The sequence below is a fragment of the Caballeronia cordobensis genome (assembly GCF_001544575.2).
Taxonomy (GTDB): Bacteria; Pseudomonadota; Gammaproteobacteria; order Burkholderiales; family Burkholderiaceae; genus Caballeronia; species Caballeronia cordobensis.
This window is the reverse complement of record NZ_FCNY02000006.1, coordinates 227276-249350: the sequence shown is the minus strand read 5'-3', so window position 1 is coordinate 249350 and position 22075 is coordinate 227276. Positions and strand designations below refer to the sequence as shown.

General features: G+C 63.0%; 20 protein-coding genes. 12 read left to right on the top strand and 8 right to left on the bottom strand.

All coding sequences use genetic code 11. The annotated features are described in order from the left end of the window. Positions 1-18: 18 nt before the first annotated feature. The 4 genes from AWB70_RS13760 to AWB70_RS13745 form a co-directional block, all read right to left on the bottom strand. Positions 19-732: a class II aldolase/adducin family protein gene (locus AWB70_RS13760; RefSeq protein ID WP_053571530.1), complete on the bottom strand. Its 714-nt coding sequence runs from the start codon at positions 730-732 to the stop codon at positions 19-21. 31 nt (positions 733-763) lie between these two features. After that, entirely contained in the window at positions 764-1837 is a 1074-nt protein-coding gene (locus AWB70_RS13755; protein ID WP_053571531.1) for a Bug family tripartite tricarboxylate transporter substrate binding protein, read from the bottom strand. A gap of 74 nt (positions 1838-1911) precedes the next feature. Continuing rightward, complete coding sequence (locus tag AWB70_RS13750) at positions 1912-4122, bottom strand: tripartite tricarboxylate transporter permease (protein WP_053571532.1); 2211 nt, start codon at positions 4120-4122, stop codon at positions 1912-1914. A 167-nt stretch (positions 4123-4289) separates the two neighbouring features. Further along, positions 4290-5528, bottom strand: coding sequence for an aromatic ring-hydroxylating dioxygenase subunit alpha (locus AWB70_RS13745; RefSeq protein WP_045461213.1), 1239 nt, complete (start codon positions 5526-5528; stop codon positions 4290-4292). Positions 5529-5825: 297 nt separating this feature from the next. Here AWB70_RS13745 and AWB70_RS13740 point away from each other — a divergent pair, with 297 nt between their 5' ends. From AWB70_RS13740 to AWB70_RS13725, 4 genes are all read left to right on the top strand, one after another. Beyond that, entirely contained in the window at positions 5826-6380 is a 555-nt protein-coding gene (locus tag AWB70_RS13740; RefSeq protein WP_053571533.1) for a MarR family winged helix-turn-helix transcriptional regulator, read from the top strand. Next, complete coding sequence (locus AWB70_RS13735) at positions 6377-7549, top strand: Gfo/Idh/MocA family protein (RefSeq protein ID WP_053571534.1); 1173 nt, start codon at positions 6377-6379, stop codon at positions 7547-7549. Before AWB70_RS13740 ends, AWB70_RS13735 begins: the two co-directional genes overlap by 4 nt. A gap of 41 nt (positions 7550-7590) precedes the next feature. After that, the gene (locus AWB70_RS13730; protein WP_235024239.1) at positions 7591-8565 is read left to right on the top strand and encodes a PDR/VanB family oxidoreductase; all 975 of its coding nucleotides are present in this window, start codon (positions 7591-7593) and stop codon (positions 8563-8565) included. 137 nt (positions 8566-8702) lie between these two features. Further along, positions 8703-9827, top strand: coding sequence for a VIT1/CCC1 transporter family protein (locus tag AWB70_RS13725; RefSeq protein ID WP_045461225.1), 1125 nt, complete (start codon positions 8703-8705; stop codon positions 9825-9827). 46 nt (positions 9828-9873) lie between these two features. On the opposite strand, the gene AWB70_RS13720 is transcribed toward AWB70_RS13725, so the two are convergent. The 3 genes from AWB70_RS13720 to AWB70_RS13710 are packed head-to-tail and all read right to left on the bottom strand — an operon-like array spanning position 9874 to position 12811. After that, on the bottom strand, positions 9874-10866 hold the full coding sequence (locus tag AWB70_RS13720) for a 4,5-dihydroxyphthalate decarboxylase (protein ID WP_053571536.1): 993 nt from the start codon (positions 10864-10866) through the stop codon (positions 9874-9876). Between the two features lie 59 nt (positions 10867-10925). Next, positions 10926-11966, bottom strand: a complete 1041-nt coding sequence (locus AWB70_RS13715; RefSeq protein WP_053571537.1) for a 2Fe-2S iron-sulfur cluster-binding protein — start codon at positions 11964-11966, stop codon at positions 10926-10928. A 26-nt stretch (positions 11967-11992) separates the two neighbouring features. Beyond that, positions 11993-12811, bottom strand: a complete 819-nt coding sequence (locus tag AWB70_RS13710; protein WP_082378219.1) for an IclR family transcriptional regulator — start codon at positions 12809-12811, stop codon at positions 11993-11995. Positions 12812-13304: 493 nt separating this feature from the next. Between AWB70_RS13710 and AWB70_RS13705 the strand changes: the two genes are divergently transcribed. The 6 genes from AWB70_RS13705 to AWB70_RS13680 all read left to right on the top strand — a co-directional run bounded on the left by AWB70_RS13705 (position 13305) and on the right by AWB70_RS13680 (position 19027). Further along, the gene (locus AWB70_RS13705; RefSeq protein WP_053571538.1) at positions 13305-14441 is read left to right on the top strand and encodes a porin; all 1137 of its coding nucleotides are present in this window, start codon (positions 13305-13307) and stop codon (positions 14439-14441) included. Between the two features lie 212 nt (positions 14442-14653). Next, a complete protein-coding gene (locus AWB70_RS13700; protein ID WP_052485884.1) occupies positions 14654-15688 on the top strand; it encodes an ABC transporter substrate-binding protein in 1035 nt (344 codons plus the stop codon). A 9-nt stretch (positions 15689-15697) separates the two neighbouring features. Next, entirely contained in the window at positions 15698-16525 is an 828-nt protein-coding gene (locus AWB70_RS13695; RefSeq protein ID WP_014252599.1) for an ABC transporter ATP-binding protein, read from the top strand. Further along, the gene (locus AWB70_RS13690) at positions 16522-17355 is read left to right on the top strand and encodes an ABC transporter permease (protein WP_143281638.1); all 834 of its coding nucleotides are present in this window, start codon (positions 16522-16524) and stop codon (positions 17353-17355) included. The genes AWB70_RS13695 and AWB70_RS13690 overlap by 4 nt, the downstream gene beginning before the upstream one ends. 25 nt (positions 17356-17380) lie before the next feature. Continuing rightward, complete coding sequence (locus AWB70_RS13685; RefSeq protein ID WP_053571539.1) at positions 17381-18091, top strand: class II aldolase/adducin family protein; 711 nt, start codon at positions 17381-17383, stop codon at positions 18089-18091. A 9-nt stretch (positions 18092-18100) separates the two neighbouring features. Further along, positions 18101-19027, top strand: a complete 927-nt coding sequence (locus AWB70_RS13680; protein ID WP_053571540.1) for a CobW family GTP-binding protein — start codon at positions 18101-18103, stop codon at positions 19025-19027. 23 nt (positions 19028-19050) lie between these two features. On the opposite strand, the gene AWB70_RS13675 is transcribed toward AWB70_RS13680, so the two are convergent. Next, positions 19051-19377, bottom strand: a complete 327-nt coding sequence (locus AWB70_RS13675; protein WP_014252603.1) for a non-heme iron oxygenase ferredoxin subunit — start codon at positions 19375-19377, stop codon at positions 19051-19053. A gap of 170 nt (positions 19378-19547) precedes the next feature. Here AWB70_RS13675 and AWB70_RS13670 point away from each other — a divergent pair, with 170 nt between their 5' ends. Both AWB70_RS13670 and AWB70_RS13665 read left to right on the top strand, forming a co-directional pair. Then, complete coding sequence (locus tag AWB70_RS13670; RefSeq protein WP_045461245.1) at positions 19548-20834, top strand: aromatic ring-hydroxylating dioxygenase subunit alpha; 1287 nt, start codon at positions 19548-19550, stop codon at positions 20832-20834. Positions 20835-20877: 43 nt separating this feature from the next. Continuing rightward, positions 20878-22014 (top strand): zinc-dependent alcohol dehydrogenase, encoded by a 1137-nt coding sequence (locus tag AWB70_RS13665; RefSeq protein ID WP_053571541.1) that lies wholly within the window; start codon positions 20878-20880, stop codon positions 22012-22014. Positions 22015-22075 lie beyond the last annotated feature (61 nt).

The window sequence follows — 22075 nt, the reverse complement described above, 5'->3', positions numbered from 1 at the left end:
GCAGTGTGCGTACATGGATCAGACCAGGGAATGCAACAGGCCGCGGTTGACCTTGCGGCGCAGGAATTCGAAGTTGATTGCGAACTGCTCGGCGCGCGTCACGGCGTCGTGCAGACGCTCCACGTCTTCCGGCGAGAAGGTTTCGCCCGTGCCCCCCGCCGCCTTGGTCAGCAATTGAATGCGGCAGGCATTGTCCAGAAGAAGCGACAGCACGACCGATTCCTCGATCGAGCGCCCCACCACCGCGACGCCGTGATTGCGCATCAGCACGGCCTTGCTCGACCCGAGCGCAAGCGCCACGCCCGCGCCCATCTCCTGCGTGCGGATCAGGTTCATGGTGTCCGTGTAGTACGGCAGGCCATCCGCGAAATGCACGCTCGGCTGGCTGATCATTTCGAGCGGCTGGCCTGTTGCCGAGAGCGCGACCGCATGCGTCGGATGCGCGTGAATCACGCTCGTCACACCGGGCCGCACCCTGAAGATCTCCGAGTGAATGAAGACCTCGCTATGACGGCGTCCGCCGCCGCTCACCTTCTCGCCTTCGAGATTGCAGACGACGATGTTGTCTTCGGTGATCTCGTCGAAGCCGTGGCTATGCGGCTTCATCAGGAAATGCGTGGGATCGCCCGGCACGCGCACGGAAATGTGCCCGCGCGTGAGATCGCCCTGGCCTTCCGCTTCGAGAATGCGGCCGGCATCGATCAGTTTCTGCTTTGCTTCGTTGAGAGTCATGGTGTCGTCCTGCGTTCGAGTAATGAAACGGCTAGTAGCGCCCGCCCACCGCGGCCTTCGCTTTGGAAAGCACATCGGGCGGTGTCTTGTAGAGCTCGTCGAGCAACTGGTCCATGCGCTGCCACGAAACGGGGCGCACTTCGAGGCCCATGCGTTTCGCTTCGGCGAGGAATTGCGGGTCTTTCACGGTCTGCTCGAACGCCTGGCGCAACGCGGCCGTGCGTTCCGGCGGAAGGCCAGGTGGGGCCGCGAAAGGACGCGCGAACACCTGGCTCGCGACGATCACCTTCAGCACCTGGCGGGTCTGATCGTTGGGCGCGAGATCGAGAAGCAGCGGCACGTCGGGCAGTTCGGGATGCTTCTCCAGCGCGACCTGCACGAGGATGTTGATCTTCTTGCCCGAGATCCAGTCGGGATGCCGCGTTTGAATCGTGCTCCACGACACGCCGCATTCACCGTCGATTTCGCCGCGCTCCATCGCCAGCGCGGTTTCGTTGCTGCCCGGATAACCGGTGACGAGCTTCAGTTTCGAGTTGAAGAGATTCTTGATCGTGGAGGCGATCACGTCAGGGTCGGAGCCCGCGCCCTGTCCGCCCATGCGCGCTTCCTTGTCGACGAGATCCTTGAACGTCTTGACCGGCGACGTATTCCACGTCACGCACAGACTCACGTCGCTCGTGATGCTGCCGAGCCACGTGAGCTTGCGCGCATCGAAATTCGCATCGCCGAGAAGCGGCTGTTCGGGCATCGTGCGCCCGAACGTGCCGAAGGTCGCGCCATCTTTCGGCGCGATGCCGTAGAGATAATTCACGGCTTTCAGACTGCCCGCGCCCGGCATGCTTTGCGGCGTGATCGTCGGCTTGCCCGGCAGAAAATTGCCGATGTACTTGCCGAGCAGACGCGCATATGTGTCGTAGCCACCGCCGACGGAATAGCCGATCGTCATCGTGACATTGCGGCCGTTATAGAAGTCCGCTACCGATTCGGCGGCCGCGCGGCTCGCGAGCGGCGCGCACAGCATCATGCCCGCGAACGTGAAAGCCGCCGCGCGTGCAGCCGTTCGAAAGCCCGTGCGCGATGGGAACTGCGAGAGTCGATCGTTCATGGTTTTGTCTCCACCAGTGATGACCGGCTGGCCAAAGCGATCCTGCCGCCGGTGTCTTGTGATTGCATGCGTCATCAGACCAGGCCGCCGAGTTGGCGCAGCGCCGGCCACCAGTCGCCGATCAGCGCTTGCGGCCACGGCGTCGAAAAGATGCGGCCGAATACGAGCCATAAAGCGAGCGTCATCGCGATCGACAACACGGCCGATGTGCGCCAGCGCTCGCCGAACTCGAAGCGCGCGACGAGCAGCATGAAGATCAGCAAGCCAGGCAGCAAGCCGATGACGGCGGCCGTGCCGAGCGCGCCCGCGATCCATCCGAAGAAGCGCACGCCGCGCAGATAGATGGTCCGCGTATCGAGCGACGATGCGAGGCCGTCGTGCAGCGAAGGATCGCCGTGCGCGCCGAACGCTGCGCTTGCCGTCGAGCCCGCATGAGTCTTTGCCATCGCGTTGGTCGCGGTATCGCCCTGGCTTTGCAGTGCGTCGAAGGGCGCGCCCGCGCCGGCCAGCGCAAGCTCGCCCATCGGCGCGGAGGTGTCGAACGAAGGCGATGCTTTCGTTTCGACGCTGACCGCTTCACGCGTGAACAACTGCTCGATCAGCACGATGCAGCAGAACACGAGCGCGGCTGCGGCGCAGGTCATCGGCATGAGGCTCGCGGCAAAGGCCCAGTCGCGCGCGACCGTCATCGCGACGATCACGAGGGCCGTGAGTATCAGCGTGAAGACGATCTGCCAGTCGAAGCCGCGCAGCCGCAGCTTGAACGAAGGCGCGAGCGCTGCGCGCGACGACGCGCCCGAACGCGTGCGCCAGGACTTGCGCAGACCCTTGATCGTGGGGCCGAGCACGACCCACAGCGCGGCAAGCAGAATCACGATCACGACGGGCCGCGTGAACAGGCCGATGCCATAGATCTCGTGAGAGATGAAGTAATAACGCTCGAAGATGCTGCCGAGCACAAGCCCGAGAATGAGCGGCGGACGCGGCCAGTTCAGCCGCTTCATGATCCAGCCGACCGCGCCGAACAGCACGAGCGAGCACAGATCGCCCCAGCTCTGACTCGCATTAAACGAGCCGAGATAGACGATTGCGACGACGAGCGGAATCAGGATGCCGACACGCACCGTCGCGAGCCGCGAAAACAGGCTGCTGCTCGAAAGACAGATCACCGCGCCCATGATGTGCGAGATGGTCAGCGTCCAGATGATCGTGTACGTCACGTCGAGATGCTTGGTCAGCATTTCGGGCCCCGGCGTGAAGCCGTGCATGATGAAGGCCGAGAGCAGCAGCGCCATCGACGCGCCCGCCGGCATGCCGAACGCGACGGTCGGAATCAGATGGCCGCCCTCCTTCGCGTTGTTCGAGCTTTCCGATGCAATGACGCCGCGAATATCGCCCTTGCCGAAGTTCTCCGCGTTCTTCTCGGTGCGAATGGCATGACCGTAGGCCATCCAGTCGATGACCGCCGAACCGATGCCCGGCACCGCGCCGAGCAGCGCGCCCAGACCGCTGCATCGCAGGATGAGCCACCAGTGACGCGCCGCGTCCATCACGCCGTCCCATTGCGTGCTCGCGCGCACGCCGGGCTGCGGTTGCGCACGCGCGATGCCGGTGCGCTCGATCGCCATGTCGGCGAGTTCGGGCAACGCGAAGATGCCGAGCGTGACCGGCACGATCGGCAGATGGTCCCACAGATACAAGGTGCCGAAGGTCCAGCGCAGCGTGCCCGTTTGCGGATCGGAACCGATCAGCGAAAGCATCAGGCCGAACGAGGCCACCGCGAGACCTTTCATCGGCGCCTTGCCCGAGAGGGTCGCGACCATCGAAAGCCCGAAGATGCACATCGCCAGCAATTCCGCCGAGCCGATGTAAAGCACGATCAGGCGCAATACCGGAATCGCGAGCGCGAGCAGCAGCGCGCCGAAGATGCCGCCCGCGAGCGACGACGCGTAGCCCGCGCCGAACGCGCGCCGCGCATGGCCCTGCTTCGCGAGCGGATGCCCGTCGAGCACCGTGGCCGCGGCGCCCACGGTGCCGGGCACGCCGAACAGCACGGCGGGAATGAAGTCGGACACCGTCGTGACCGCGGCCATGCCGAGCAGCAGCGCGAACGCGGTATAGCCGTCGAGGTGATAGGTGAACGGGATGAGCAGCGCGAGCCCGACGATCCCGCCCAGGCCCGGCACGACGCCGAGCGCGAGTCCGAGCAGCACGCCGCCCAGCATGATCCCGAGACGCAGCGGATCGAGGATCAGGGTGAGCGCATGGAGGGCGGCGTCGAGCATCAGCGCGCCTCCGCTTGAGCTTGCAGCGCGGCACGACAGCGGCCGTGACAACGCGATCGGGTGCTTGTGGGTCGCATCTCGAGTCTCCGGTGATCGCCCGGCTGCGTGGCCGGGCGTTTATAGTCGAACCGCCTGTCTTTCTGCTCGCCGCAGCGCGACGTGCGCCGCTATTCGAAGATGCGCACCAGATCCTGCGCGATCGGCGAATACTTCGCGTGCGTGCGCAGCATGAAGCTCGAAAAACCGTCGCTGTTGTGGTGCTTCTTGCGTTCGTTCGGCAAGTCGATGCATGCGTTGCGAACCGGATCGCGCACGAGGCCCATCGGGTCTTCGCCCGCTTCGACCTTCTTCAGCTCGCGGCGCAGCATGCGGCGATAGATCGCGAGGCCCTGATCGGACGCGCCGAGGTTCTCGCGCGTGCGGTCCGCAATCGCGCCCTGCGTGATCCACGCCATCATGTCCTGCCCATCGACGTTATCGACGATGAACTCGCCGTCTTCGTCCCTGAACGGCACGTCGTAGGTATGCAGGCGCTCGGTGAGACGCGCGGGTACGTCGATGCCCTTCGGCGGAAGATAGGCGTTGTACCAGAGGTGCAGCGTATGCTCGTCATCGACCGGCACGCGAATCTGGAACGAGTAGTAGCGCGAAGCCTCGTCGCCATTGCCCACGGCGAGCATGTTCGGGAACACGATCGGATGACCGATGCGCCAGTCGTCCGAGTCTTCCGAATGCCCCGCGAGCAGACGATGCTTCGTCACGCCGAATTCGAATTCGTTGAAGGCGATCTTCTCGTGCTTCGCGCTGATCGCCACCTTCACGCCTTCCTGCTCTTTCTGGAATTCATAGTGATGACCATGCAGCCACTCGGTATGAATCGGATCGACCGAGTTCTCCATGATCTGCAGCCAGTTCACCGGCAAAAGCGCGCGGCCCATCATGCGGATCGCGCCCGGCGCGACGAAGCCGTCGAAGCGCGGCAAGAGCGGACGCGGCTCCGGTCCCATATACGCAAACAGCACGCCGCCGAGCTCTTCGACCGGATACGCATCGGTCGCGACCTTGTCGCGGAACGCGCAGTTGTCCGGCTCGTTGGGCTGATCGAGGCACTTACCCTCTGCGCTAAACTCCCAGCCGTGATACGGGCAACGGATGCCCTGCTCCGTGGGAATGCCGTGCGCGAACGACGCGCGCCGATGCGGACACTGCTCCGCGATCAGGCCGCGCCTTCCCTGCCGGTCCCGAAAGAGCACGAGATCCTCGCCGAGCAGACGCACGCGCTGGGTCCACTTGTCGTCGAGTTCCGATGCCGCCGCGAAGGGTTGCCAGTAACGACGCAACAACTTGCCCATCGGCGTGCCTGGTCCGATGCGCGTCAATGTTTCGTTTTGTTCTGCCGTGAGCATGAATCGATTCCCGTATGTTTGGAGAAAGCCGCCGGAGGCACGCGACGCCGCCGGCCTTGAAATCCATACTATGCTTAGGTACCTAACTTAAAAATCATGGAAAGTACTAAGTGGGATCGCGCACGCCTGAAAAAGCCGTCGCGCGCAATACGGCTCTATATATAGGCGATGTTTTGCGTAATTGACCGTCGCACGGCGGGATCCGGATTCACCCTAACATACGGATCGTTGACAAATTTAACTTAGTTATCTAAGTTTACGAAAAGGCATCCACGCATGCCGGAGACAGGTGAGAGGATGAACAAGAGCGAGCAAAAGATTCCACGCGACCCGCAACCGGGCACGCTCAAGCACTGGCGCGAGGCGCTGCCCGAAGAGCGCATGGCGCATCTCGTCAAGGATGCGGCGCGCGGCTTTTCGCGCTCCTTACAGGCTCGTCTCAAAGAGCATTCGGTGCTCTATGGCCACTGGACGTTTCTGCGCATCCTCTGGCAGACCGACGGCCTCACGCAGCGGCAGTTGAGCGAGCAGGCGGGCGTCGCCGAGCCGACCACGTTTTCCGCATTGAAGACGATGGAGAGTCTCGGCTATCTCACGCGCCAGAAGCTGCCCGACAACCGCAAGCAGGTGCGCGTCTTTCTCACGCCGAAGGGCGTCGCGCTGCGCACCATGCTCGTGCCTTATGCGATCGATGTGAACCGCATCGCGCTCGCGGGCATCACGCAGGAAGACATCGCGGCGACGCGGCGCACGCTCCTCGCGATGATCGAGAACCTGGCCGCCGACGACGTCGCCGCGCCGAAGAACGGCCGCGATCCGGCCAATGGCGAACTCAGCGAGGATTCACTGTGACCAACTCGAACGCCGCAGCGAAGACCGTGCGTATCGGCATCGTCGGCTTCGGCACGGCGGGGCGCGCGTTCGTTCCCGCCATCATCGGGCATCCGGGCTTCGTGTTCGCCGGGTTCGCCGATCCGTCCGCGACGGTGCGCGAGACGGGCGCGCGCGAGTTCGGCGTGACGGCGTATGAGAGCATCGACGCGCTGATCGAACACGGCGCGCTCGATGCGGTCTATGTCGCTTCGCCGACCACGCTGCATCGCGTGCATGTGGAGCTTGCGGCGGGCGCGCGCAAGCATGTGCTCGTCGAAAAGCCGATGGCCGCGAATCTCGACGATGCTCGCGCGATGGTGCACGCCGCCGATGCCGCGGGCGTCGTGCTGCTCGCCGGCCATTCGCACAGCTATGACCAGCCGATTCATGCGATGCGCGCGCTCATCGACTCGGGCGAACTGGGCCGCGTGCGCATGGTGCATACGTGGTGCTTCACCGACTGGATCTACCGCCCTCGCCGCCCGGACGAACTCGATGCATCGCAAGGCGGCGGCGTCACCTTGCGCCAGGGCTCGCATCAGTTCGACATCATTCGCCTGCTCGCGGGCGGCGCGGCGCGCAGCGTGCGCGCGAAGACCTTCGACTGGGACCCGGAGCGACGCGCGATCGGCGCGCACACGGTGTTCATCGAGTTCGACGACGGCGCGGCCGCCACGGCCGTCTATAACGGCTATGGCCGATTCGCGAGCGCGGAGTTGTGCTTCGACATCGGCGAATGGGGGTTTCCAGCGCAATCCCTCGCGCGTGCGAACGTGACAAAACCTGCGAGCCTCGAAGACGAATTGCGCGCGAAAGCCGAGCGCGCGCGCCATGCGATTCCCGCGAGCGCGCCGCATCAACCCTTCTTCGGCCTGACGCTCGTGAGTTGCGAGCGCGGCGAGATGCGCCAGTCGCCGAAGGGGCTATTCGTTTATACGCGCGACGGAAAACGCGAAATCGAACTGCCGACCGACGTTTCGCCGCGCGAACTCGTCATGCGCGAATTCCACGACGCGATCAGCGGACACAAGCGCGCGATTCACGATGGCCGCTGGGGGCTCGCGAATCTCGAAGTCTGCGCGGCGGCGATCGCGTCGTCCGAACGTGGCGAAGAGGTTTATCTGAAGCATCAGGTCGCACTCGCGTGACCGCCTGATTACCTGATCGAACTGTGATGAATACACTTAGCATGCCTGAACAATCGAGTACCACCGATGCGATGCTCGCGCTCACCGTCACGGACAAGCGCGAGATCGCCGAAGATATCTTCCTGTTCGAATTGCGCGACGCCGGCGGCGCCACGCTGCCGCCCTTCACCGCCGGCGCGCATGTGCTCGTGCACACGCCCGCGGGTATCGCGCGGCGTTATTCGCTGTGCAACGATCCCGCCGAACGCGACCGCTATGTGATCGCCGTGAAGCGCGATACCGCGGGCGGTGGCGGCTCGGTCAGCATGGCGCGCGACGTTCACGCCGGTGCGCGGCTCGACGTGTCGGCGCCAATGAACTACTTCGCGCTCGAACACGATGCCTCGCGCTACTTGCTGATCGCGGGTGGAATCGGCATCACGCCAATGCGCGCGATGATGGCGGAACTCGCCGCGCGCCATGCCCATTTCGATGTGATCTATTGCACGCGCTCGCCCGAATCGACGGCATTTCTCGAAGAACTCAAGACCGGCGATTTCGCTGCGCGCATACGCGTGCATCACGATTTCGGCGATCGCGCGCAATCGCTCGCCATCGCGCCGCTCCTGGCCGTTCGTTCCGGCAATACGCATATCTACTGCTGCGGCCCGCGTCCTCTGATGCAGGCAGTGCGCGACGCCGCTTCGCACTGGCCCTCCTCCGCCGTGCATTTCGAGGACTTCGGCACGAGCGCCCATGAAAACGCCGCGGGCGAAAAGCCGTTCACGGTGTGGCTTGCGCGCACGGGCGGATGCGTGAACGTCGCGCCCGGCGAAACCATTCTCGACGCCTTGCGCGCGAACGGCATCGACACGCCAAGTTCATGCGAAGCGGGCACCTGCGGCTCGTGCAAAACGCGTCTGCTCGCGGGCGAAGCGGATCATCGCGATTTCGTGCTTGACGACGACGAGCACGCCTCGGAGATCATGATCTGCGTATCGCGCGCCTGCTCCGACGAACTCGTGCTCGACCTCTGAGCGCGTCTGTCTGAACGATGACGACGATGAGACGCGATTCCATTCTCACTCATCGCGAATCGTGGGGGTATTAGCGCCGTGACATGCGCTTCGTCTTTACTCTTGAAAGTATTAGACGAACGATAAAAGGTGACGTCATGGCGTCCCAGACGGAACTCAGGCGCTTTACTTCCAATCTTGCCGACGAACTCGATAGCGCGGCGCTCTACGATACGCTTGCCCAAGCCGAAAAGCAGGAGGACAAGCGCCGTGTCTACGCGGAACTGGCAGCGGCCGAACGCCGCCATGCCGATATATGGGCCGCGAAACTCAAGGCGAATGGCGTGCCGGTGCGAGCGCATCGGGTCGGTGCAAAAACGCGCATGCTTCGCGCGCTCGCGCGTGCGTTTGGCCCGGACTTCGTGCTGCGCTCCGTCGCCGCGAGCGAAATGGCGGACCGCGACAAATACGCAGGGCAACCCGATGCGGCGCAGATGTCGGCGGAAGAGCGGCATCACGCGGACATCGTGCAGGAAGTGGCGAACCGCAACAAGGGCTTGAGCAAAGGCGGCGCGATTGCGGCGGCGGAGTCGTGGCATCGCGGGGTGGCGTCGGGCAACGACTTGCGCGCCGCCGTGCTCGGCGCGAACGACGGCCTCGTATCGAACTTCTGTCTCATCATGGGCGTCGCGGGCGCGGGCACCGACAGCAAGACGGTCCTGCTCACGGCGTTCGCCGGACTGATAGCGGGCGCGGCGTCGATGGCCCTCGGCGAATGGCTATCCGTCACGAACGCGCGCGAACTTGCGCGCACGCAGATCGCCAAAGAGCGCGACGAACTCGATCACATGCCCGATGCGGAGCGTCACGAACTCGCGCTCATCTATCAGGCCAAAGGCATCGACGCGGCCGAAGCGAGACGCGTTGCCGCGCAGATCATGCGCGACAAGGACAAGGCGCTCGATACGCTCACGCGCGAAGAACTCGGCCTCGATCCGCGCGAGCTGGGCGGCAATCCGTGGACAGCCGCGCTTGCGTCGTTCACGCTGTTCGCCATCGGCGCGATGTTTCCGGCGATTGCGTTTCTATGGGCGAGCGGCGCGCAAGGCATCGCGCAGTGCATCGTGCTGAGCGGCCTCGGGCTCGCGGGCATCGGCGTGTTCACGTCGCTCTTCAACGGCCGCGGCGCGCTCTTTTCCGCCGTGCGCCAAGTGCTGATCGGGATGATCGCCGCGGGCTGCACATTCGGCCTCGGCAAATTGCTGGGCGTATCGCTTTCATGAACGATACGCCGCGCAATCGCACGCGCGGCGCACCGTGTTCAAGCACTCAGATCTTGAACGACTCGAACGTTTCCGGCGCGAAGATTTCTTCCGGTTCGAGCAGGCGTTTCGACAAACCTTGCTCGAACGAATAACGCAGGAACGTGCGCAGATTTTCGCGATTTCGGTCGAGCCCGTACGGCCAGAAATCGTCGCCCATTTCCTTGCGCGTCGCTTCGACATGCGCATTCAGCCACGGCAGCATCGACTTGAGCGCGGCCGTTTCGTTGAGATCCGCATACGTGCGCCGCTGCGATTCGATCAACGCCTTGTAAAGCGATTGCGCGGCCCAGCGATTCGCTTCATAGACCTCGCGCCTGAGCACGACCGTATGCATGATCGGGAACATCTTCGTGTCGCGGAAATACTGGCGCTCCACGTCGATATAGTTTTCGAACAGACGCTTCACGCGACCCTTGCCATTCACATACGACGACGGCATGCGCGCGGTATAGAGCGCATCGATTTCACCGTCGAGCAGCATCTGCGAGAGCGTCTTGTCCGGACCGATCTGTTCGACGCGAATGTTCGAAGGCAGATCGAGCTTCAGTTTCTCGGGGCGATTCGGTTCCTCTTCGCCGCCGGTGTAATACGTGACGCTATCGACGGGCACGCCGTAATGGTCCGACAGAATGCCGCGAATCCACACAGGCGCGGTCATCTGATACTCCGGATTGCCGATGCGTTTGCCGATCAGATCCTGCGGCTTTTCGATGCCCGAATCCGCATTCACATAGATGCACGAGTGACGGAAGAAGCGCGACGGAAACACCGGAATCGCGATGAACGGGCGCGGCTCGCGAAAGCACGACATCGTGTACGACGACAGCGACATCTCCGATGCATCGAACTCGTGATGCCGCAGCATGCGAAAGAACGTCTCTTCCACCGGCATGTTCAGATAGTTGAGATCGATGCCGTCCGGCTGCACGCTGCCGTCCATCAATGCGCGCGTGCGGTCGTAATTCCAGCATCCGAAGGTGAGTCTCAGTTTGGACAAGGTCTGCTCCTGGCAGCGTGGTAGGAATTCATGCGGCGCACTTCAGTGCGATGCGCGGATCAATAGAACTGATCGAAATGCACCTGCTCGAACGGCACCTTCAACGCGACGAGCGCTCGCTGAATCGCTGCGCCCATCGCGGGCGGGCCGGCGAAGTAGATCTCCATGTCGCGCAGGTTCTCGCCGAAAAGCGATTCCGCCACCGTGTGCACGAAGCCGACGTGGCCGTCCCATGCGGTTTCGCTGTCGGGCGCGACATCGGACACGGCGGCCTGGAAATGCAGACGCTCGGCCCATCCCGGCAATGCTTCGAGCATGTCGCGGCCGCAGACGTCGCGCGGCGTGCGGCCGCCATAGAGGAAGTGCAATTTGACGTCGTCGAGCACGGGCTCGGCCGCGACGCCGCGCGCGATCGAGATCATCGGCGCGAGGCCCGAGCCGCCAGCGATGCAGAGAATGTCGCGCTTCACATCGCGGCGCAGATAGGCCATGCCATAAGGCCCGTCGATATCGATGCGCGTGCCGATCTCGATGGAGTCGAAGAGCACGCCCGTGCCCTGCCCGTTCGGCACGCGGCGAATCTGAAAGTGCAGTTCGCGCGGGCCGGCCGTGTCATCGGCGATATTGCTCATGGAGTACGCGCGCGGGCCTTCGACGCCAGGCAGCATCAGAAGCGCATACTGGCCCGGCTCGAAAGGCATGTCGCCCGACAGCGTGAAGCGGAATTCCTCGATGTCATGCGTGATCGCGCGGCGCTCGCTGAGCGTGGCGCTCACGCGGCGCGGCGCGTGCCTCGGTGCGTATTGCGCGGAAGGACGCAGCTTGATCGTGCAATCGCCGCGCGGCGCGCTTTGACAGCCGAGATAACGGCGGCGCTCGCGGTCCTTCGCGGTCCAGCCCGGCGCGTCCGGCCAGGCTACATCGACCTCGCCTTCTATCAGCTCGAACTTGCAGTTGCCACATGCGCCCACGTTGCATTCGTAAGGGAACGCGATGCCCGCGCGCAACGCCGAGCGCAGCATCACATCGCCGCTCGCGCATTCGTACGTTTGATCAGATGCTGCGAGCGTGATGCGATGTGCGTGGCCGTCCGAATGCATGAATCCACCTTGTTTGATGAGTTATTTCATAGCGGCCGGTGGTATCCGAGGGTTGCGGAAATGCCTTCGGCCGCGGTAAGCAAATGCGGCACCGCTGCGCGCAGCGCCTTCTTCGTGAGCCGTTGCGACGGCCCGCCGACACCCACGGCCGCCACCACGTTGCCCGTGATGTCGCGCACGGGCGCGGCGATGCCGCGCATGCCGACCTCCGACTCTTCGTCGTCGATCGAATAGCCGTCGCGCCGCGCCGCTTCCAGCGTCTTCAGGAAGACCTGCGTGTCGGTGTTGGTCTTCGGCGTGCGCGCGGCGAGCCCTTCCTTCAGCACGCGGGAAATCACATCGGGCGTGCGCGACGCGAGCAGCACATGACCTTCGGCGGTGCAGAACGCGGGCTTGCGCACGCCGATATACGACCGCATGCGGATGGCCTGATCGCTCTCGAGATTGAACAGGTACACGATGCTCGTGTCGTCCAGCACGGCGAGATGCACCGTTTCGTCGGTGTGCTCGCGCAGCACGTGCAGAAACGGCACCGCCTGCTTCGCCACGTCGAAGCGCCGCCGCACGAGCGCGCCTAGCGTGAACAACTGGATGCCGAGGCGATAACGCCCGTTGTCCGCGTTCTGCTCCAGCATGCCTTCGGCAAGCAGCGCACTCGCAAGCCGATGCGCGGTGCTCTTCGCGATGCCCATGCGCTTCGCGAGCACGCTGATGCCGATTTCCGGCTCATGCTCCGAAAACACCTTGAGCAACTGGAGCGCCGCTGTCACCGACGAGAGGCGCTGCGGTCCTTCGTCCTTTTCCTGCGTCTTGCCTGCTTCGTTCTGCATGACTTCAGATTTCATCGAAATATACTCCACGAAATACACAAATGGAATAGCGTTCCGTATAAAGGAACGCACAGAATTAGCCCTTCGACTCTCCCTTTGTTGATTGCGGCGCAGCGCGAAAACAACGAATCGTTCGAAATTCGGACGCTTGCGCTCGGCAAGGATGCGGAATAACCCTGACTGGCTTTCGTTCCGCTTGACTTAGGAACCTAAACAAAGGGAAACTCGTTTCGTCCCATTTTAACAGACCATCGTTCTGTATAGCGGAACGAAATTGCACTCTCCCGGTTTTAATCGCCAACGCTGCGGCAGCGCGGCTCCCTCAGTACCGGCGCGGAAGAAACCGAACATTCGTTATAAAAAGACGCGCGAGAAAGCGCGAAAGACGCTCATACGGTTAGGTATCCATATCAATTGGCGTCACTACAACACGACCAGAAGATTCCGCAGCAAAGCATCCCGGTTCGGTTGAAACCGGCATCGTTATGAATCAAGGGACGGAGACCCCATGAAAAAGACAGCGTTGTTTCTCGCACTTCCCATGCTGGCCGGCGCCGGCGTGGCGCACGCCCAGAGTTCGGTCACGTTGTATGGCCTGCTCGACGCCGGTCTGGTCTACATCAATAATCAATCGGGCCACTCCAACATCGAGACGGTGACGGGACAGACGAACGGCAGCCGCTGGGGCTTGCGCGGCGCCGAAGATCTCGGCGGCGGCATGAAGGCGATTTTCACGCTCGAAAACGGCTTCGATACGTCCAACGGCAAGTTGCTGCAAGGCGGACGCGAGTTCGGCCGGCAAGCCTTCGTCGGCCTGGAAAGCCCTTACGGCGCGCTCACGCTCGGCCGCCAATATGATCCGATGACGCAATGGATCGGCGAGATCGCGGCGACGTCGCTGTGGGCATGGGTCGGCACGCACCCCGGCGACTTCGACAACCTGAACTCGAACTTCCGCGTTAACAATTCGCTCAAGTACATGTCGCCGAATATGTACGGGCTGCGCGTGTCCGGCATCTTCGCGCCGGGCGGCGTCGCGGGCAACTTCGGTTCGAACCGCGTCTATACGCTTGCGGCTTCGTATGCATACGGTCCGATCAGCGCAGCGATCGCGTACGACAACGTGAACAACCCGTCCGTGACCGCGTATGACGGCACCGTGAATCCCGGCCAGCCCGGCTACACGTCGCCGGGCAAGAGCCCGGTGTACAGCGGCTATGCATCCGCGAATTCGCTCGAGATCTTCGGCGCGGGCATTGCGTATAACTTCGGCCCCGGCAAGATCGGCTTCGTCTATACGAACACGCGCTTCAACGACATCCTGCGCACGCCGACCACGCCGAATAGCGGCAAGGCCACCTTCAACAGCTATGAAGTCAACGCACGCTGGTTCGTGATTCCGACGCTGCAAATCGCCGCCTCCTTCGACTACACGAAAGCGCAGACCGCGAAATACGAGCAGGTCGATTTCGGACCCGACTACTTCTTCTCGAAGCGCACCGACCTGAACCTCGTCGGCGTATGGCAGCACGCATCGGGCATCGATTCGACCGGCAAGCGCGCCGTCGCCGCGATCGGCTCGCTCGGCCAGTCCTCGACATCGAATCAGGTGGCGGTCAAGCTCTCGCTGCGTCATCGCTTCTGATGGCTTTTACATTGACACCATGATTTCGCGGATGCTAATGTTGTTCCATACAACGACACGTTGTTCCGTATAAAGGAACGACAAGAAAGACGCAGTAGGCAAGACCCTCGGCGCCCCACGCTGCTCCCCTGATCGACGAACTAGGGCACGGCGCGCGGGCGCCGCGGCTCATCAGGTAATGCGCAAAAGAAGTTCGATCAAGGAGACAAGCAGTGAAAGCAGTCAGGCTAGTGGGCGCGGCGCTCGTCGCGTGTGTCGTATCGGGATCGGCGGCCGCGGCCGATCTGACGACGGTGCGCATCGGCATTGCCAACGCGAGCAGCGACGTGGCGTTCTTCATCGCCGAGAAAAAGGGCTATTTCCGTCAGGAAGGTCTCGACGCGAAGTTCATTCCCTTCGACTCCGGCGCGAAGATGGTCGCACCGCTCGGCGCAGGCCAGCTCGATGTCGCGGGCGGCTCACCCTCCGCGGGGCTCTATAACGCGGTGGTGCGCGGCATCGGCATCAAGATCGTGGCGGACAAGGGCTCGACGCCGCCGGGCTATGGGTATCAGCCGCTGCTCGTGCGCGCCGATCTGGTCGCCAACGGCCGCTACAAGTCGCTCGCGGACCTGAAGGGCATGAAGGTCGCGGGCAGCGCGACGGGCAGCGCATCCACCTCGACGATGAACGAGGCGCTCAAGAAAGCCGGCCTCAAAACGAAGGATGTCGAGCGCATCTATCTGTCCTTTCCGCAGCATGTGATGGCGCTGCAGAACAAGGCCGTCGATGCGGCGCTCACGACCGAGCCTTCCGCCACCGAAGCCGTGAAGCGCGGCGCGGCCGTGCGCGTGATCGGCGACGATCAAATCTATCCGAATCATCAGCTCGCCGTCGTGCTGTATTCGACCGGCTTCATCAAGGATCATCCGGACGCGGCCAAGGCTTTCATGCGCGCGTATCTGCGCGCGGTGCGCGACTACAACAACGCGCTTCTGAACGGCAAGATCGCGGGACCGAACGCGCCTGAAGTGATCTCGATCCTCACCGAATACACGCCGATCAAAGACCCGAACGTGTATCGCACGATCGTGCCGCAAGGGACCAGCCCGGACGGCAAGCTCAACGTCGCGAGTCTGGAGAACGATCTCGCGTTCTTCAAGAGCGAAGGCGTGGTGAAGGGCAACGTGACGGTCGCGCAAGTGCTCGACACGTCGTTCGCAGAAAGCGCCGTGAAGGAACTCGGCCCGTACAAACCTCTCAAGTAAGGAGCCGGCATGTCGATTCCCTCGCCTGCCGCAGACGATCCGCCCGTCAAGATCCGCCTGCGCAATCTCACCAAGTCGTTTCAGTCGGGCGGCGGCACCGTGACCGCGCTCGACAACATGTCGCTCGATATTCCGACCGGCTGCTTCTTCATGATCGTCGGGCCGAGCGGATGCGGCAAGTCCACGCTTCTGCGCATGCTCGCGAATCTCGACGAGCCGACGAGCGGCACCGTCGAGATCAGCGCGCCTTCAGAAAAGCGCCCGAGCAATTCGATGGTCTTTCAGGGCGATTCGCTCTTTCCGTGGATGACCGTGTGGGACAACGCCGCTTACGGCCTCAGTCTGCGCGGCGTGCCCAAGGCGCAGATTCGCGAAGTAGTCGGGCATTACCTCAGCCGCACGGGTCTCACGCGCTTTGCGAAGGCATATCCGCATCAACTGTCGGGCGGCATGCGCCAGCGCGTATCGATTGCACGCGCGTTCGCGAACGATCCCGACATTCTCCTGATGGACGAGCCCTTCTCCGCGCTCGACGAGCAGAACAAGGTGCTGCTGCAGGAAGAACTGCTGCGCATCTGGGAAGAAACGCGCAAGACCGTGCTCTTCATCACGCACAGTGTCGATGAAGCGGTGACGCTCGGGGACCGCGTGATGATCATGACGGCGCAGCCGGGCACGGCCAAGCAGATCGTCGATGTGCCTTTCGAGCGTCCGCGCTCCGTGCTCGAACTGCGTTCGCGTCCCGAGTACGGCGAGTTCGTCTATTCGATCTGGGGGCAACTGCGCGAGGAAGTCCAGCGCGCCCGTTCACGCGACCTTGGCGAGATTCACGCATGAAAACAGCACAAAAACTACCCGCCCCGGCGATGCCATACAAGTCCTCTCCTTCCAGGCTCAAGCGCTGGTTCTCGGGCAATAACCGCGACCGCATGATCAGCATCGCCTCGCCGGTCGTGCTTCTGATCGTCTGGCAGATCCTCGCGGAAACGGGCGTGATCGACGAGCGCTTCTTTCCCGCGCCGTCGAAAGTGTTCGGCACGTTCATCGCGCTCATCAACGACGGCTCGCTATGGGACAACACCTGGGCCACGCTGCAGCGTCTCTTCTGGGGCACCCTCGCGGGCGGCATTCCGGCGTTGCTGCTCGGCGTCGCGATCGGTCTTTCGCGTCCGCTGCGCGCCGTGTTCGATCCGCTGATCGCGGCGACGTATCCGGTGCCGAAGAGCGCGATCTTTCCGCTGCTGCTGCTGATCTGCGGCCTCGGCGAAGCATCGAAGATCGTGATGGTCGCGATCGGCGTGTTCTTTCCGGTGCTCATCAACACCGCCACGGGTGTGCTCGAAATCAACAAGATCTATCTCGACGTGGGGCGCAATTTCCGCGCGAGCCGCTGGCAAGTGTTTCGCACCATCGCACTGCCGGGCGCCGTGCCGCACATCATGAGCGGCATCAAGCTCGGCATCGGTCTGGGTCTCATGCTGATCGCAATCGCGGAGATGATCGGCTCGAAGAGCGGCCTCGGCTACATGATCTGGAACGCGTGGGAACTGCTCTCCGTCGAGCAGATGTACGTGGGCCTGCTCGTCATCGCCGCGCTCGGCTACTTCATCTCCGTCGTGCTGACCGAGCTCGAACGCAAGCTGATTCCCTGGAAGTCGTCGCGTTGAACGCGCCTCAACATTACGTCACGTCATGAATTCGACCGTAACGAGTCAAACGCAAAACCATACCGGCCAGAAGCGCATGCTGGCCGATGCCATCCTCATGCTGGAGCGCGCCGAAGTCATCGACTTCAATGGGCATGCAAGCTGGCGCGTGCCCGGCCAGGAACGCATGCTGATCAACTCCGGCGCGTCGGTGCGCAGCGCGCTCACGGCGGCGGATATCGTCATCGTCGATTTCGACGGCAATCTGATCGAAGGCGATGCCGCGCCGCCGATGGAGTTTCATATCCATTCCGAGATCTATCGCAGGCGGCCGGATGTCGGCTCGGTCATTCATGCGCATCCGTTATGGTCCACGCTCTTTTCCATGACGGGCAAGCATGTGTTGCCCGTCATCATGCAGGCGGCCGTGCTCGGCGAAATCCAGCGCTTTCCGAAGACCGCGTCGATCAATCGCAAGGCGCTCGGCGAAGAGCTCGCCGAAGCGCTCGGGCCGCACCGCGTCGCCATGCTGAAGTCGCATGGCTCCGTGATCGCGGCGGCGAGCATCCTGGAAGCGTTCGTGCTGGCGTTCTATCTGGAAGAGAACGCGCACCGGCAATATCTCGCGAGTCAGCTCGGCGAACCTGCCGTGCTCGATGCCGGCCAGATCGAAACGATCCGGCGCAACCTGTGGAAGCCGAATCTGCTGCAGAAGGTCTGGGACTATCACGCGGGCAAGCTCGGCGCGCGCGACTGAGCGGTTCTCATGAATCGCGAACGCATACCGGTCTATGTGATGACCGGTTTTCTCGGCAGCGGGAAGTCCACGCTGCTCGCGCGCTGGCTGAAGGAAGCGCCCTTCTCCGGCGCCGCGCTCATCGTCAATGAAATCGGCGAGGTCGGCATCGATCATGCAACGCTCGGATTCTCGGGCGATGCATCGGTGCTGCTCGCCGATGCGTGCGTCTGCTGCAGCGGCCTGCCCGCGTTGAACGAAGCGCTGGAGCAGTTGTTCTGGGCGCGGCTGCATCGCAGCATCGCGCGCTTCGAGATGGTCGTCATCGAGACGACCGGGCTTGCCGATCCGGGACCGCTCGTGGCTTCGCTCAGCCTCAATCCGTTGGTGAAGGAGCGCTATCGCATCGCGGGCACATTCACGGCCCTCGCCGCGAACCATGCGCTCGATACGCTCTCGCGTTTTGCGGAAGCCAGCGCGCAATTGCGCGGCGCGGATGCGGTGATCGTGACCAAGACGGATCTCGTCGGCACGCGGGAACTCGCGGCGGTGGAAGCGCGATTATCCGGCGCGCGCATCGCGCATTCGGCCCATGCCAGTCTGGCGTTAAGTGATGCGCTCGCGCTGCTTGCCGAACCCGCGCCGCGTGCGGAACGCGCCGTTGCGCCGCCCTCGCCGCCCTTCTCGCGCCCGCGTTCGCACGATGCGATCACGCGCTTCATCGCAATCGAACCAACGTCCGATATCGATGCATTGCATGCACGCGTGAGCGAACTCAAAGAGCGCTATGGCGACGCGCTATTGCGTCTGAAGGGAATCGTGCGGCTGAAGGACTGCGTCGCCGTCGTGCAGTTCGCGCGTGGCGATGCGCGCGCGCAGATCACGGCCGCGCCCGCCGATATGAGCGATGTGAAAAGCGGACTGACCCTGATCGTGAAGCCAGGCGCGGCACGCTGAGCGCGCGCGCCTCGATGGCCGCGTCATTCTCCATCGATCTCGATGGTCACTTCGCCCTCTTCGACATGCGTCTTGTAGGTCTTGAGCGGAATCATGCAGGGCGGCGCAACCACCTCGCCCGTCTTGATGTTGAACGAGCCGTTATGGAAATCGCACTCCACCACGTCGCCGTCGATATAGCCCTCGGACAACGATCCCGGACCGTGCGTGCACGTGTCGTTGGTGACGAAGTATTCGCCCTCGATGTTGAACACGGCAAGCGTCAGACCGTTCTTTTCGATCTTGATGGCCTGACCTTCGGCGACGTCGCCGGCTTTGCAGAGGCGGGCAAAAGCACAAGCTTGATGCATCGGTTCGCTCCTTGTTTCGTTTGACATGGAATGGGTCCAATGATAACTTTGTTCCTGTTTGATGAACAGCGTTCCTTTATACGGAACCCATAAAAGCGACACACTAAACGACGCGAAGGCAAGGTCCACACGAACACGTCGAGAGACGGGAGCACACTGAGGCAAGCACTATGTTGAGAAAAGAGCAAAACGATCTGGTCACGCAAACCGGCCCCGGCGCCCCGATGGGCGAACTGTTCCGCCGCTTCTGGCTGCCCGCGCTGCTGTCCGAGGAACTCGCGGAGCCGGGCGGCGAGCCGGTGCGCCTGCAACTGCTGTCGGAACGCATGCTCGCGTTCCGCGATTCGGAGGGCAAGCTCGGCCTCATCGACGAGTTCTGCGCGCATCGCGGTGTCTCGCTCTGGTTCGGACGCAACGAGGAAGGCGGCATCCGCTGCCCGTATCACGGCTGGAAATACGATGTGAACGGCCAGTGCGTCGACGTGCCGTCGGAACCGGCTGCAAGCGGCTATTGCAACAAGATCAAGCTGAAGTCGTATCCGCTCGTCGAACAGGGCGGCGTGATCTGGGTCTACATGGGGCCGAAGGACGAACAGCCGCCGCTGCCCGCATTCGAGTTCTCGACGGTACCCGCCGGCCAGTCGTTCATGACCAAGCGCCTGCAAGAATGCAACTGGCTGCAGGCGCTCGAAGGCGGCGTCGATTCGAGCCACGTCTCGTTTCTGCATAGCGGGAGCCTCAATACGGACCCGCTTTTCAAGGGCTCGCGCGGCAACCAGTACAACCTGTCCGACCTGAGCCCCGTGTTCGAAGTGGTGGAATCGGACGGCGGTCTTTTCATCGGCGCGCGCCGCAATGCCGAAGACGACCAGTACTACTGGCGCATCACGCCGTGGGTCATGCCCTGCTTCACGATGGTCCCGCCGCGCGGCGATCATCCGGTGCACGGCCACTTCTGGGTGCCCATCGACGACGAAAACTGCTGGGCCTGGAGCTTCGACTACCATCCCACGCGCGATCTCACAGAAGCTGAAGTCCAGGCGATGAAGGACGGCAAGGGCATTCACGTGCGCTACATCCCCGGCACGTATATTCCGCTGCAGAACAAGACCAATAACTATCTAATGGATCGCGCGGCGCAGAAGGCCGGCATCACGTATAGCGGCGTGGAAGGCATTGCGATGCAGGATGCGTCGCTGCAGGAAAGCATGGGCCCGATTCAGGACCGCACGCGCGAGAACCTGGTATCGACGGACAACGGCATCATCATGGTGCGCCATCGCCTGATGAAAGCGGCGCGCGCGCTCGCCGAAAAAGGCATCGCGCCGCCCGGACGCGATCCGGAATCGCAGAAGGTGCGTTCCGTCGCGATCGTTCTGCATCGCGACAAGCCGTTCAAGGAAGGCGCGCACGATGCGCTGCACGCCGAAGCCGGCAAGGCCCACACCACCATCTGACGAGGAGGCGCACGGTTTGTCATGAATCGCGCGCCATTCATGCATGAACGAAGCACATCGACATAGCGAGTCTTCGCGCACGTTCAAGGCCGCGGTTGCGGTCGAACCGTCGCGCACGGAGATCCAGACGTTCGAACGGCCGGCCATCACGGCATCGACGGGCCTGTTGCGCGTCGCGATCACGGGCGTGTGCGGCAGCGATGGCCCCTACTATCGCCAGCTGCCGCAAAGCCGCGGGCCGCTCATTCTCGGGCACGAGACGGTCGGGCATATCGAGGAAGCGGGCGAGCTCGCACGCGCGCGGTGGGGCCTGAAGGAAGGCGATTACGTCGCGCTGGAAGAGTACGTGCCGTGCGGTCATTGCGAATACTGCCTCTCCAACGAGTTCCGTCTTTGCGATGCAACCGACTGGCGTCTCAATGGCTTGCGCTACGGCGCGACCGGCTTGCGCACCGCGCCGAGCTTCTGGGGCGGTTTTAGCCAATATCAATCTTTGCAACTGAACACGGTGTTTCATCGCGTGCCGTCGAACGTTGCGCCGAAACATGCGGCGCTTGCGCTTCCGCTTGGCAACGGCATCGAGTGGGCCTATCTGCAAGGCGGCGCGGGGCCGGGTCAGGCCGTCGTGATTCAGGGGCCGGGACAGCAAGGCCTGTCGTGCGTCGTCGCGGCGCGTGAAGCGGGCGCGGCGAAGATCATCGTGGCGGGGCTTTCGACGCAAACCGACCGCGATCGTCTGGAACTCGCGAAGCGTCTCGGTGCGGATCACACCATCGAAGTCGATCAGGAAGACGTGCTCGAACGCGTCGCCGATCTGACCGGCGGCGCGATGGCCGATCTCGTGATCGATTGCGCATCGGGCGGGCCGGCGACGGTCACGTCCGCCATTCAGCTTGCGCGCAAACGCGGCACGGTCGTGCTCGGCGGCCAGAAGCGCGTGCCGATTCCCGAGTTCAACAGCGACATGATCATCGCGCGCTTTCTCACGGTGAAGGGCATGCGGGGCCACAGCTATCAATCGGTCGAACTTGCGCTGCAACTCATCGCTGCGAATCGCCACGACGTCACGCGAATGAGCACGCACACCTTCGGCCTCGGCGATACCGATCTCGCGCTGCGCACCCTGCACGGCGAAGGCGTCGAAGGCGCGATTCACATGACGATCGACCCATGGAAGTGACCGTGCCCGATCGTCGCGCACCGCCGGAGGTGCGGTACAGAGTACGCGACCCGAATTCCGC

Excerpts from the sequence above, each read along its gene's own strand:
- AWB70_RS13760 (WP_053571530.1), bottom strand. The coding sequence starts at position 732 with ATGACTCTCAACGAAGCAAAGCAGAAACTGATCGATGCCGGCCGCATT.
- AWB70_RS13755 (WP_053571531.1), bottom strand. The coding sequence starts at position 1,837 with ATGAACGATCGACTCTCGCAGTTCCCATCGCGCACGGGCTTTCGAACG.
- AWB70_RS13750 (WP_053571532.1), bottom strand. The coding sequence starts at position 4,122 with ATGCTCGACGCCGCCCTCCATGCGCTCACCCTGATCCTCGATCCGCTG.
- AWB70_RS13745 (WP_045461213.1), bottom strand. The coding sequence starts at position 5,528 with ATGCTCACGGCAGAACAAAACGAAACATTGACGCGCATCGGACCAGGC.
- AWB70_RS13740 (WP_053571533.1), top strand. The coding sequence starts at position 5,826 with ATGAACAAGAGCGAGCAAAAGATTCCACGCGACCCGCAACCGGGCACG.
- AWB70_RS13730 (WP_235024239.1), top strand. The coding sequence starts at position 7,591 with ATGCCTGAACAATCGAGTACCACCGATGCGATGCTCGCGCTCACCGTC.
- AWB70_RS13725 (WP_045461225.1), top strand. The coding sequence starts at position 8,703 with ATGGCGTCCCAGACGGAACTCAGGCGCTTTACTTCCAATCTTGCCGAC.
- AWB70_RS13715 (WP_053571537.1), bottom strand. The coding sequence starts at position 11,966 with ATGCATTCGGACGGCCACGCACATCGCATCACGCTCGCAGCATCTGAT.
- AWB70_RS13710 (WP_082378219.1), bottom strand. The coding sequence starts at position 12,811 with ATGAAATCTGAAGTCATGCAGAACGAAGCAGGCAAGACGCAGGAAAAG.
- AWB70_RS13705 (WP_053571538.1), top strand. The coding sequence starts at position 13,305 with ATGAAAAAGACAGCGTTGTTTCTCGCACTTCCCATGCTGGCCGGCGCC.
- AWB70_RS13695 (WP_014252599.1), top strand. The coding sequence starts at position 15,698 with ATGTCGATTCCCTCGCCTGCCGCAGACGATCCGCCCGTCAAGATCCGC.
- AWB70_RS13690 (WP_143281638.1), top strand. The coding sequence starts at position 16,522 with ATGAAAACAGCACAAAAACTACCCGCCCCGGCGATGCCATACAAGTCC.
- AWB70_RS13685 (WP_053571539.1), top strand. The coding sequence starts at position 17,381 with ATGAATTCGACCGTAACGAGTCAAACGCAAAACCATACCGGCCAGAAG.
- AWB70_RS13680 (WP_053571540.1), top strand. The coding sequence starts at position 18,101 with ATGAATCGCGAACGCATACCGGTCTATGTGATGACCGGTTTTCTCGGC.
- AWB70_RS13675 (WP_014252603.1), bottom strand. The coding sequence starts at position 19,377 with ATGCATCAAGCTTGTGCTTTTGCCCGCCTCTGCAAAGCCGGCGACGTC.
- AWB70_RS13670 (WP_045461245.1), top strand. The coding sequence starts at position 19,548 with ATGTTGAGAAAAGAGCAAAACGATCTGGTCACGCAAACCGGCCCCGGC.
- AWB70_RS13665 (WP_053571541.1), top strand. The coding sequence starts at position 20,878 with ATGAACGAAGCACATCGACATAGCGAGTCTTCGCGCACGTTCAAGGCC.